Source organism: Klebsiella sp. GN_Kp190 (assembly GCF_040061795.1).
GTDB lineage: Bacteria > Pseudomonadota > Gammaproteobacteria > Enterobacterales > Enterobacteriaceae > Klebsiella > Klebsiella michiganensis.
Window position 1 is genome coordinate 67,836 of the sequence record NZ_JBEAFN010000034.1, and the last position, 12,221, is coordinate 80,056.

A 12,221-nucleotide genomic window follows, 5' to 3' on the forward strand; every position below is an offset into this window, starting at 1 on the left:
TCTAACGATATTGCAGACTGACCTATGGATAACCGACAGCTTAACTTTTCCCATCTTTTATATCTGACCGCCCACCACTGGCGCCTGGCGGTCAACCGTCGGCTCAAGGACCTCGGCATGAGCCAGGCCAGCTGGGTCGCCGTTTCCGCCATCGCGCGCAACGAAAAGCCGCTATCGCAAAGCGAACTGGCCCAGGAGCTGGGCGTCGAAAGCGCAACCCTCGTACCGCTGCTCAACCGGCTGGTCGATCTCGGTCTGGTCGAGCGGGTGAAAACCGAACGCGACAAGCGTAAACGACTGCTGATCGCTACCGCCAAAGGTCTTGAGGTGTATCAGCAGGTGAAAACGGTGGCCGATGATTTGCGGGAGGAGATCCTTACCGCCATTACCCCCGAAGAGCAGCGGCAGACGCAACGGGTACTGGAGAAGCTGCTGCGCGAGGTTGAGAAAAAATAATGCCGCGTCGTCACGCTAATCCCTATGTTCCTCACGACTGGGCCCCGCACGAAAAACCGGCGATCCTCGGCTCGCCGTCGACCCCCATCCACAGTACGCCAAAACGTATTGCCTACGGGATCGTCGGGCTGCTGGTCTGCCTGACGGGCGCGCTCGGCAACGCGGTGGTGACCGCCAATCTGCAGCTGTTGCAGGGTACCTTTGCCGCCTGGTCAACCGAGATTGCCTGGCTCCCGGCGGTCTACGTGATGACCAACGTCTCCATCAACCTGCTGCTGGTGAAGTTTCGCCAGCAGTTCGGCCTGCGCGCTTTTACCGAGGGTTTTCTCGTTCTCTACGTGCTGGTGACCTTTTTCCACCTGTTCGTCAACGACCTCAGTTCAGCGCTGATGGTGCGCGCCGCCCACGGCATGGTGGCCGCAGCGCTAAGCTCGCTGGGGATTTATTATCAGGTGCAGGCCTGGCCCGCCCGCCATCGGCTCAAAGCGCTGACCATCGGCATCACCGGTTCATCCCTGGCGATCCCGCTGGCGCGCCTGTTCTCAACCGAGCTGCTGCAAATCGACGAATGGCGCGGGCTGTACTTCTTTGAGCTGGGGCTGGCGCTGGTGTCGCTGGCCTGCGTGATTGCCCTCAAGCTGCCGCCAAGCGATCGTAAAAAGGTGTTTGAGAAGAAAGACTTCATCACCTTCTTCCTGCTGGCGCCGGGGATGGCGCTGGTCACCGCGGTGCTGTCGCTGGGACGGCTGGACTGGTGGTTTGAAGCGCCGTGGATCGGCTGGGCGCTGGCGGGCGCGGTGGTGCTGATTGTCTCCGCGATTGCCTTTGAGCATAACCGCAGCAACCCGCTGCTCAATATCAAATGGCTCTCCAGCGGCAGTATTCTGCGCCTCGGGCTGATTATGCTGCTGATCCGCATCGTGCTGGCGGAGCAGAATACCGGCGTTATCGGCTGGCTGCAGTACGTCGGTTTGCAGAATGAACAGATGACCAACCTGGCATGGTCAATTTTTGCCGGGATCGTCTGCGGCATCGTCGCCAGTTGCCTGACGCTCAACCCGCAGCGCCTCTACTGGCCCACCGCCACGGCGCTGGCGTTGATTATGGTTGCCTCGCTGCTCGACAGCCAGTCGACGATCCTCACGCGACCGGAGCAGCTGATGTTCAGCCAGTTTCTGCTGGGCTTCGGCAGCGCCTTTTTCCTCGCCCCGGCGATGCTGGCGGGGATTGGCGGCGTCATTGCCGACCAGCGCAACCTGGTGAGCTTCTCGGTGCTGTTCGGCATGAGCCAGAATATCGGCGGCCTGCTGGGTTCCGCTATTCTCGGCACCTTTCAGACCTGGCGGGAGAAGTTTCACTCCAGCCAGCTCGCCGATCAGCTTACCACGCTCAATCCGCTGATTACCGAGCGTTTGCAGCAGTACAGCCAGATGTATCAAAGCCAGATTGGCGACAGCACGTTGCTCAACGTTCAGGCCACCACGCTGCTGCAAAACGCCGCCACCCTGCAGGCCAATATTCTCGCTTACAATGATACCTATCTGCTGACGGCGGCGATTTCAGCCGCCACGCTGGTATGGGTTTTCTGGCGCTTAATAAGATTACGTATTACCGCTCGTATCGCGCTGAAGCGCGCGACGGGAAGCAAATAAAAATTTTCACTCTGGAGTTATTATGAGTCAGCAGGATGCGGCCAAACAGCAGGCCAATACCCGAAATAATATTCGCATCGTCTCTATTTTTACCGCCGCCGCCATTGGCATCGTTGGCGTACTGGTTATTCTCTACGCCTGGCAGCTGCCGCCGTTTACCCGAGAAAGCCAGTTTACCGATAACGCCTACGTTCGCGGGCAAACTACGTTTATCAGCCCGCAGGTCAACGGTTATATCACCGAGGTTAAGGTCCAGGATTTTAATCAGGTAAAAGCCGGCGACGTGCTGTTTCAAATCGACGACCGCATCTATAAGCAGCGCGTCCATCAGGCGGAAGCTCAGCTGGCGATGAAAGAGGCGGCGCTGAAGAACAATCAGCAGCAGCGTAAAAGCGCCGAAGCGGTCATCACCCGTAACGAAGCGGCGCTGCAAAACGCCCGCGCGCAGAATCTGAAAACCCAGGCGGATTTAAAACGCGTTCAGGAGCTGACCGCCGACGGCTCGTTATCGATTCGCGAACGCGATTCCGCCCGCGCCAGCGCGGCGCAGGGCACCGCGGATATCGAGCAGGCCAAAGCAACGCTGGAGATGTCGCGCCAGGATTTGCAATCAACCATCGTTAATCGTGACTCGCTGCTCGCCGACGTCGCCAATGCGAAAGCCGCGCTGGAGCTGGCGCAGATAGACCTGCAAAACACCCGTATTATCGCGCCGACGGACGGTCAGCTTGGGCAAATCTCCGTTCGCCTTGGCGCATACGTGACCGCCGGGACGCATTTGACCTCGCTGGTGCCGCCGCAGCACTGGCTGATCGCTAACCTGAAAGAGACCCAGTTGGCCCAGGTGCGCGTCGGACAGCCGGTGACCTTTACCGTGGATGCGCTGAACAGCGAGAAATTCACCGGTACGGTGCAGAGCATCTCCCCGGCGACCGGCGTGGAGTTCAGTGCTATTTCGCCGGATAACGCCACCGGTAACTTTGTCAAAATCGCCCAGCGCATTCCGGTACGCATCGCCGTTGATGAGGGGCAGAAAAACGGCCAGCGCCTGCGGCCGGGCATGTCGGTGCAGGTCACCATCGATACCCGCGCGGAGGAGCAGCAATGATCCGTCCGCTCGCTCTCGCCGTTATGCTTGCGCTGGCCGGCTGCCAGTCCGCCGACGTTCAACGGGCCGCGCCCGGGCTGCAGATCCCCGCCGCCTGGCGGGCGGATGTCGGCCCCTCCAGCCCGGTTGAGGGCGTGTGGTGGCGCAACTTCCACGACAGTACGCTCAATCTCTACGTTGACCAGGCGCTGCGCTACAACAGCGACGTGCTGATAGCCCGCGAACGGGTCAACGAGTACCAGGCGCGGGCTTACGCCGCCGATAGCAGCCTGTTTCCCTCCCTTGACGCCGGATTGACCGGCACCCGCGCGCGGTCACAGTCGGCCGCTACCGGCCTGCCGGTCCACAGTACGGTGTATAAAGGCGCGCTAACCGCCAGCTACGATGTTGATCTCTGGGGAGTAAACCGCAGCGCCGCCAGCGCGGCGCAAGCCAGCCTGGAGGCGCAAAAGGCGGCTGCCGCAGCGGCGAATCTGACCGTCGCCTCTTCGGTAGCGGCCGGCTATATCACCCTGCTCTCGCTGGATGAACAGCTGCGGGTGACGCAGCAAACGTTAAAATCGCGCGAAGATGCCTTCAACCTGGCGAAGCGCCAGTTTGAGACGGGCTATACCTCACGCCTGGAGCTGATGCAGGCGGACTCCGAACTGCGCTCCACGCGCGCGCAAATTCCGCCGCTGCGCCACCAAATCGCCCAGCAGGAAAATGCGCTCAGCCTTCTGCTCGGCGCCAATCCGGACGCCGTTAAGCGCAACGCGTTCGCGCAGCTGTCGCCGCTATCGCTACCTTCCCAGCTGCCGTCAACCCTGCTCAACCGCCGACCGGATATCGTTCAGGCCCAGCGTCAGCTGGTGGCCGCCGACGCCACCCTGGCGTCATCGCAGGCGCAGCTGCTGCCGTCCATTAACCTTACCGCCACCGGCAGCCTGCAGGATCGCACCCTGCCCGACCTGCTGGATAATCCGCTACGCTTATGGAGCCTCGGCGGCAGCATTCTGGCGCCGCTGCTCAACCGCCAGGCGCTGAATGCCCAGGTGGACGTTTCGATGGCCCAGCGCAATCAGGCGCTGTTTAGCTATGAGAAAACGGTACGCGGCGCGTTTAAAGAGGTGAATGACAGTCTCGATGCCATCGGCCGCTACGGCGAGCAGCTGGCGGAGCTGCAGGCGCAGGAGAAGGTGGCCCAGGAGACGCTGCGCATCGCGCAAAACCGCTATCGCAACGGCTACTCTTCCTATCTGGACGTGCTGGACGCCCAGCGCACGCTGTTTTCCACCCAGCTCAGCGTGGTACAGGTGAAAAACAACCTGCTGCTGGCGCAAGTTGATTTGTACCGGTCGCTGGGAGGCGGCTGGTCTGATTCATCAGGGATGTAATACGGGAAACCTGACATGCAACAACAGTGGTCGGCAGTAGATAATTATCTCGTGACAGCGTTAATCCCCACCGATCCGCTACTCAGCCAGGTTCTGGAGAATAACCAGCGCGCCGGGCTTCCGGCTATCGACGTTGCCGCTAATCAGGGGCAGTTTCTGGCCCTGCTGGTGCGCATGACGGGCGCCAGACGCATCCTCGAGATTGGCACGCTCGGCGGCTACAGCACCATCTGGATGGCCAGAGAATTGCCCGCCGATGGCGAATTACTTACCCTGGAGGCCGACGCGCACCATGCCGCCGTCGCCCGCGAGAACCTGCGCCTGGCGGGCGTGGACGATCGCGTTGCGGTGCTGGAAGGTCCGGCGCTGGCCAGCCTCGAAAAGCTGGGAGAGCGCCCGCCGTTCGATCTCATTTTTATCGATGCGGATAAGCCCAATAATCCCCACTATCTGCGCTGGGCGTTACGCTATTCCCGTCCGGGGACAGTGATTGTGGGCGATAACGTGGTGCGCGATGGCGAAGTGACGAATCCGGAGAGCGCGGATGACCGGGTGCAGGGCGTCAGAGCGTTTATCGACATGATGGGCAGCGACCCGCGACTGACGGTCACGGCGCTGCAAACCGTGGGCAGCAAAGGCTGGGATGGGTTCACCCTCGCATGGGTGAACGCCTGACGTTATCCACCTTCCCCGGCAGCCTGCGCCACCGGGGAAAGCGGCGGCCTAGGCCGTAATCTGCTCCATTGCCTGCAGTACCCGCTTGTCGGAAATCGGATACGGCGTGCCGAGCTGCTGGGCGAACAGGCTGACGCGCAGCTCTTCAATCATCCAGCGGATCTCCTGCACGTCGTCATCCTGACGGCGCTGAGGCGGCAGCTTATTCAGCCACTGCTGCCACGCCTGCTGGATGCTCTCCACTTTAAGCATCTGCGCGCGGTCGCGGTGCGGATCGATGGCCATTTTCTCCAGCCGTTTTTCAATCGCCTGCAGATAGCGCAGCGTGTCCCCAAGGCGGCGGAAGCCGTTACCGGTGACGAAACCGCGATACACCAGCCCGCTCATCTGCGATTTGATATCCGACAGCCCCAGCGCCATGGTCATATCCACGCGCCCTTTCAGGCGTTTGTTGACGTTAAAGACCGCGGTCAGGATCTGCTCGACCTGTTTGGCAATGTCCACTACCGTCTCGTTCAGCTCGGCGCGCACCTTTTCATGCAGCGCGGCAAAGCCCTCTTCGCTCCATACCGGGCCACCCGCTTCGTCAATCAGCTTATCCACGCCGCAGGCGATGCAGTCATCGATCAGATCCAGCACTTTACCGTAGGGGTTGAAATAGAGCCCCAGCTTGGCTTTATTCGGCAGCTTTTCGTGCAGATACTTTATCGGCGACGGGATATTCAGCAGCAGCAGGCGGCGCAGTCCGCGCCACATCTCCTGCTGCTGCTCCAGCGGATTATCAAACAGCTTGATGGCCACGCTGTCGCGTTCGTCCACCAGCGCCGGCCAGGCCTTAACTTTATAGTTGCCGCGCTTCTGCTCGTAGCTCTCCGGAAGCCGGCCAAAGCTCCAGATATGCAGCCCGCTCTGCTCGATACCGTCATCGGCGACCGCGGACAGCGTCTCCTGCACCTTACCTTTCAGCGCATCTTTCAGATCCTGCAGCGAACGCCCTTCCTGCAGCTTCTTGTTTTTCTCGTCCACCACCCGGAAAGTGATTTTCAGGTGATCGGGCACCTGATCCCATTGCCAGGCCTCGCGGTCGATAGTCACGCCGGTCATCCGCCGCAGCTCGCGCTCCAGTGAATCCAGCAGCGGCAGCTCCAGCGGCGTCGCGCGGCCGAGAAACGCTTCCGCGTAGTTTGGCGCTGGGACAAAATTGCGGCGCACCGGCTTCGGCAGCGATTTAATCAGGGCAATAACCAGCTCCCGGCGCAGCCCCGGGATCTGCCACTCAAACCCGGCCTCTTCCACCTGGTTGAGCAGCGGCAGCGGAATATGCACCGTCACGCCGTCGGCGTCGGCGCCCGGCTCGAACTGATAGGTCAGACGCAGCTTGAGGTTGCCCTGATGCCAGAAGTTCGGATAGTCGAGCTTGCTGACCTGCTCCGCGCCTTCCTTAATCAGCATGCTCTTTTCAAAGTTGAGCAGATCCGGCGTCTCGCGGCTGGCCTGCTTCCACCATTTATCAAAGTGGCGCGCGGAGATGACGTCATGGCTGATGCGCTGGTCGTAGAACTCAAACAGCGTTTCGTCATCGACGAGAATGTCGCGACGGCGCGATTTATGCTCCAGCTCTTCAATTTCGTTGCGCAGCTTCAGGTTTTCGCGGAAGAAAGCGTGGCGAGTCTGCCAGTCGCCCTCCACCAGCGCGTGGCGGATAAACAGCTCGCGGCACAGCGCCGGGTCAATCTGGCTGTAGTTGACCTTGCGGGCAGCGACAATCGGCAGGCCGTAAACGGTCACCTTCTCCGTCGCCATCACCGCGCCCTGCCCGCGCTCCCAGTGGGGTTCGCTGTACGAGCGTTTGATCAGATGCTGCGCCACCGGCTCGACCCACTCCGGCTCAATGCGCGCGGCGATGCGCCCCCACAGGCGGCTGGTTTCCACCAGTTCGGCGACCATCGTCCATTTCGGCGGCTTTTTAAACAGCCCCGATCCGGGGAAGATGGAGAAGCGGGCGTTGCGCGCGCCGGTAAACTCCTGCTTGTCGGCGTCTTTCATACCGATGTGCGACAGCAGACCGGTCAGCAGCGCGGTGTGAATTTCGCGATACTCCGCCGGCTCGCTATTGACCGGCAGGCCGAGCTCTTTGACCACCTGACGCAGCTGGGTGTAGATATCCTGCCACTCGCGCACGCGCAGGTAGTTGAGAAAATCGACCCGGCACTGGCGGCGGAACTGGTTCGAGGAGAGCGCTTTTTGCTGCTCGCCCAGGTAGTTCCACAGGTTGACGAACGCCAGGAAGTCGGACTCTTTGTCGTGGAAGCGGCGGTGTTTCTCGTCGGACGCCTGCTGCTTGTCCATTGGCCGCTCGCGCGGATCCTGAATAGAGAGCGCCGAGGTGATAATCATCGCCTCGCGCACGCAGCCGTGTTTTTGCGCTTCCAGCACCATGCGCGCCAGACGCGGGTCCACCGGTAGCTGGCTCAGCTGGCGGCCCATCGGCGTCAGCTTATAGGCGGTCTGCTGTTCGTCAGTGGTAATCGCTCCCAGCTCTTCCAGCAGGCGCACGCCGTCCTGAATATTGCGTTTGTCCGGCGCTTCAACGAACGGGAACGCGGCAATATCGCCGAGCCCGAGCGCGGTCATTTGCAGAATAACCGACGCCAGGTTGGTGCGCAGAATCTCCGGGTCGGTAAACTCCGGACGCGACAGGAAGTCGTCTTCAGAATAAAGACGAATACAGATCCCTTCGGAGACGCGGCCGCAGCGGCCCTTGCGCTGGTTAGCCGACGCCTGGGAAACCGGCTCAATCGGCAGGCGCTGTACTTTGGTCCGGAAGCTGTAGCGGCTGATACGCGCGGTGCCTGGATCGATAACGTACTTGATGCCCGGCACGGTCAGCGAGGTTTCCGCGACGTTGGTGGCCAGCACTATCCGCCGCCCGCTGTGGGCCTGGAACACGCGATTCTGTTCGCTGTTGGACAGTCGCGCATACAGCGGCAGCACTTCGGTATGGCGCAGATTCAGCTTATTGAGCGCATCGGCGGTATCGCGAATTTCGCGCTCGCCGCTCATAAAAATGAGGATATCGCCGGGGCTTTCACGCCCGAGCTCATCAACGGCGTCGAAAATCGCCTGCAGCTGATCGCGCTCGGTGTCGTCGGCGTCTTCAACGATGGGTCGATAGCGCACTTCTACCGGGTAGGTGCGCCCGGACACTTCGATAATCGGGGCGTTGTTAAAGTGGCGCGAGAAGCGTTCCGGGTCGATGGTCGCCGAGGTGATAATAATTTTCAGATCCGGGCGACGGGGCAGCAGTTCCCGCAAATAACCCAGCAGGAAGTCGATATTGAGGCTGCGTTCGTGCGCTTCATCGATAATGATGGTGTCATACTGCATCAGCAGTCGGTCCTGCTGGATTTCCGCCAGCAGAATACCGTCGGTCATCAGCTTAACCATGGTGTTATCGCTGACGTGGTCGCTAAAGCGAACTTTATAGCCGATGCAGCCGCCGGGCTCCGTTTGCAGCTCTTCGGCGATACGGTTGGCGACGGTACGCGCGGCCAGGCGACGCGGCTGCGTATGGCCAATTAAGCCTTTAACGCCGCGCCCCAGCTCCATACAAATTTTTGGCAGCTGGGTGGTTTTCCCCGACCCGGTTTCCCCCGCCACAATTACCACCTGGTGATCGCGAACGGCTTCGAGAATCTCCTGTTTTTTCTGGCTAACCGGCAGGTTTTCCGGATAAGCGATCGCCGGCCGCGCGGCTTCGCGCAGCAGGACTCTCCCTGCCGCCTGTTCAATTTCTTGCGCCATCTCCTGAAGAATGGCCTGTTGGGCATCAGGATTTTTAACCTTCTTCACGCCGTGCAGGCGACGGGCGAAGCGCGACTTATCGCGCAGCATCAGGCCATCAAGCCGTTCAAAGAGCGATGAGAAGGTTATTTTTTGTTGTTCTGTCATAGCGTTATCGGGCAGCGCACTGCCGGGAAAAATCTCTTTTGAAGTATTGCGTTAGAGTACCACATCCGCGCATTTCGTGCCTTGTTCAAAAAAACTGAATACAGAGTTCGATTTATTGCGCTTTCTCTGTGGCATGATTGTGAATAGAGTGTCAACAAGCACCAGGGCATCGGCCCGTCAATCACATTAAAAAAGGAAACACCCATGAGCAAAGTATTAGTTCTGAAATCCAGTATTCTGGCAGGGTACTCGCAATCTGGTCAGCTGTCCGACTATTTTGTTGAACAATGGCGTGAAAAGCACGCGGAAGACGTTATCACCGTGCGCGACCTGGCTGCAAACCCAATTCCGGTACTGGACGGTGAGCTGGTTGGCGCTCTGCGTCCGAGCGACGCGCCGCTGACGCCGCGTCAGCAGGAAGCGCTGGCGCTTTCTGACGAACTGATCGCTGAACTGCAGGCGAACGATGTGATTGTTATCGCGGCGCCGATGTACAACTTCAACATCCCGACCCAGCTGAAAAACTACTTCGACCTGGTGGCGCGCGCTGGCGTGACCTTCCGCTACACCGAGAAAGGGCCGGAAGGTCTGGTGAAAGGTAAACGTGCGGTTGTCGTCACCAGCCGCGGCGGTATCCATAAAGATACCCCGACCGATCTGGTGACCCCTTACCTCTCCACCTTCCTCGGCTTTATCGGCATTACCGATGTGAACTTCGTGTTTGCTGAAGGCATCGCCTACGGCCCGGAAGTCGCAGCGAAAGCGCAGTCTGATGCGAAAGCCGCTATCGACAGCGTTGTAGCCGCGTAAGAGTTGACTCCTCCCGCTTCCCGGCGGGAGGAGAGTTTCATTTTTTCTCGTAGCGCAAATACCCCACCACGCCACCGCCGCCATCTTTCGGATGATTCACGCCGTCGTTGACCTCCACGCAGGGAAAATCGAAGGGCGACACGCCGTCAATGCAGGCCACATTCACGCCGTACTGCTGCGGGTTTGAACGCCGCTGATGAAAGGTGTAGATCCCGCATACCGAGCAGAAAAAGTGCACGGCTTGACCGGTATTAAAACGATACTCCGTGAGCTTATCCCGTCCGCGCACCACCTCTATTCCTGAAAGCGGCGCGGAGACCGCAACCGCCCCACGCATCCGGCAATATGAACAGTTACAGCGGCGAACGGTGTTGAAACCATCGCTAAGCTCAACGGTAAACGCCACCGCGCCGCAGTGGCACTGAGCGGATAATTTCTCTGCCATGATTTTGCCCCTCAGGATGATGATTTCGGCCGCAAATTCTCGTCAAAGATCAGCCGCTTTCTGTCCGACTCTGCTTCTTTGAGCGGTTCCACCTGATGCAGCGTCTGTTTGCAGCGCTCCACCAGCACCTGATACTCCCGCGTCCCCTGCTTCTTCCAGGCCAGCTCCTGTTCACTTAATGTACGAATGGCTTTTGCCGGACTGCCGACAATCAGATGGTTGGCGGGCATTTCAGCGTTGGCTTTCACAAAGGCCGAAGCGCCGACGATGCTGTTTTCCCCAATCCTGGCCCCGTCAATAATCACCGCGCTCATCCCCACCAGCGCGTTGCGGCCGATGGTGCAGCCGTGCAGAATCGCGCCGTGGCCGATATGTCCCTCTTCTTCCACCACCGTGTCCTGGCCGGGAAAGCCGTGCATCACGCAGTTATCCTGGATGTTAGCGCCATCTTTCACCACGATACGGCCAAAATCGCCGCGCAGGCTGGCGTTAGGGCCGACGTAGACCCCTTTGCCGAGGATCACGTCGCCAATCAGCACGGCGGTGGGATGAACATAGCTTTCGTCCGGTACAACCGGCGTCATACCGTCAATCTGATAAATGGGCATGGTGCCTCCTTATACGCCCGACAGCCCGCCGAAGCGCTGGAAATAGAGCGGCCCCGGCGCGGGAAGTTCCCCCACCGAGCTTTCGCCCTTCTCGCCGACAAACGCCAGCGCGCCGGGCGCAACGCGTTGATAAATATTGATGCACAGCTGGCGCGCGGTTTGTCCGGCCCAGTGCGCGGGGAGCAGTTCTTCGGGCAGCAGCGGATCTTTCAGCACCACCCGGCGATAGAAGTGAATCAGCAGGAGCTGAATTTGAAAGCAGCGTTCAGGCGTCAGCTCCGCGGGCTCGCAGTCGCGAAGCAGCGGCAGCAGCGGTCGAAACAGGGCGATAAACGTTTCATACATCGCGTTCTGGTCGGTAAGATGCCAGCACTCTTCAACGCGAGCGCGCAGCGCCGCCCGGGAGAGCGCCAGCGGGGAATGCGCTTCGAAGCAGATAACGTTTTCCGCTACGCCCGCTTCGTGCAGCAGAGATTGCACGTCCGCCAGCTTCTGCGATGGCGAAGCCAGCAGGCTCGGCGCCAGCGCGCCAAATCCCTGCCACAGCAGCTGTTTTTTGACTTCCGCCAGAGTGCTCTTCTCCAGCCCTTCCGACAGCAGCAGTAGCCAGGTACCGTCCCACTCCGGGGCGCTGGCGCGATAGATTTTATGCTCCGCCCGGCGGGTCAGGCGCAGGCCTTTGTCGCTGAGGCGGTAGAAGCTGCGGCGGCCAATGCGCACCACATCGAGCCACTCTTCTTTATTCAGGCGGAACAGCGCGGTACGCACGAATCGTTCGCCGAATCCGAGCCCTTCCAGCAGCGCCGCCACGCTGCCGAGCCAGACCTCTCCGCCGCGCTGGAGCAAGGCGTCGCCGTATAAAGAAGCAATAAGCGAGGTCCCGCTAATGGGCATCGCGGCGACGGCCTGTTGAATAAAGGTGTCGAGTTTACTCATCTGATTCATTCTGTTGTGATTTTTGTCCTTTTTGAATCATAGCACAGGAAATCCCGGAGGCGGTGCTGGCGCACCTGTCCGGGCGACCGGCCCGCAGACGACGGTGAATACGTAGCCCGGCTAAGCGCAGCGCGAGCCGGGAACAGGCCGAGCTGATACATCAACCCCGGCACACTCCCCGGGTCGCGGCGTAAACGCCTTACC

General features: G+C 60.0%; 10 protein-coding genes. 6 read left to right on the forward strand and 4 right to left on the reverse strand.

Annotation, left to right across the window (positions count from 1 at the left end; all coding sequences use genetic code 11):
- The first annotated feature begins 24 nt into the window (after positions 1-24).
- The 5 genes from ABLU67_RS21170 to ABLU67_RS21190 are packed head-to-tail and all read left to right on the forward strand — an operon-like array spanning position 25 to position 5,267.
- The gene (locus ABLU67_RS21170; protein WP_014229199.1) at positions 25-456 is read left to right on the forward strand and encodes a MarR family transcriptional regulator; all 432 of its coding nucleotides are present in this window, start codon (positions 25-27) and stop codon (positions 454-456) included.
- Complete coding sequence (locus tag ABLU67_RS21175; RefSeq protein ID WP_014229198.1) at positions 456-2,108, forward strand: MFS transporter; 1,653 nt, start codon at positions 456-458, stop codon at positions 2,106-2,108. The genes ABLU67_RS21170 and ABLU67_RS21175 overlap by 1 nt, the downstream gene beginning before the upstream one ends.
- Positions 2,109-2,130: 22 nt before the next feature.
- A complete protein-coding gene (locus tag ABLU67_RS21180) occupies positions 2,131-3,216 on the forward strand; it encodes an HlyD family secretion protein (RefSeq protein ID WP_014229197.1) in 1,086 nt (361 codons plus the stop codon).
- A complete protein-coding gene (locus tag ABLU67_RS21185) occupies positions 3,213-4,592 on the forward strand; it encodes an efflux transporter outer membrane subunit (RefSeq protein ID WP_025107915.1) in 1,380 nt (459 codons plus the stop codon). The genes ABLU67_RS21180 and ABLU67_RS21185 overlap by 4 nt, the downstream gene beginning before the upstream one ends.
- A 15-nt stretch (positions 4,593-4,607) precedes the next feature.
- The gene (locus tag ABLU67_RS21190) at positions 4,608-5,267 is read left to right on the forward strand and encodes an O-methyltransferase (RefSeq protein WP_254539494.1); all 660 of its coding nucleotides are present in this window, start codon (positions 4,608-4,610) and stop codon (positions 5,265-5,267) included.
- Between the two features lie 48 nt (positions 5,268-5,315).
- Here ABLU67_RS21190 and hrpA read toward each other — a convergent pair whose 3' ends face one another.
- Complete coding sequence (hrpA, locus tag ABLU67_RS21195) at positions 5,316-9,218, reverse strand: ATP-dependent RNA helicase HrpA (RefSeq protein ID WP_209419960.1); 3,903 nt, start codon at positions 9,216-9,218, stop codon at positions 5,316-5,318.
- Positions 9,219-9,422: 204 nt separating this feature from the next.
- Here hrpA and azoR point away from each other — a divergent pair, with 204 nt between their 5' ends.
- Positions 9,423-10,028: an FMN-dependent NADH-azoreductase gene (gene azoR / locus ABLU67_RS21200; RefSeq protein WP_014229193.1), complete on the forward strand. Its 606-nt coding sequence runs from the start codon at positions 9,423-9,425 to the stop codon at positions 10,026-10,028.
- A gap of 37 nt (positions 10,029-10,065) precedes the next feature.
- Here azoR and ABLU67_RS21205 read toward each other — a convergent pair whose 3' ends face one another.
- From ABLU67_RS21205 to paaX, 3 genes are read right to left on the reverse strand one after another with little or no spacing between them, the layout of a single operon-like run.
- Complete coding sequence (locus tag ABLU67_RS21205) at positions 10,066-10,476, reverse strand: GFA family protein (protein WP_086074107.1); 411 nt, start codon at positions 10,474-10,476, stop codon at positions 10,066-10,068.
- An 8-nt stretch (positions 10,477-10,484) separates the two neighbouring features.
- On the reverse strand, positions 10,485-11,081 hold the full coding sequence (gene paaY / locus ABLU67_RS21210) for a phenylacetic acid degradation protein PaaY (RefSeq protein ID WP_014838356.1): 597 nt from the start codon (positions 11,079-11,081) through the stop codon (positions 10,485-10,487).
- 9 nt (positions 11,082-11,090) lie between these two features.
- Entirely contained in the window at positions 11,091-12,017 is a 927-nt protein-coding gene (gene paaX, locus ABLU67_RS21215; RefSeq protein WP_009652999.1) for a phenylacetic acid degradation operon negative regulatory protein PaaX, read from the reverse strand.
- Positions 12,018-12,221: the final 204 nt, after the last annotated feature.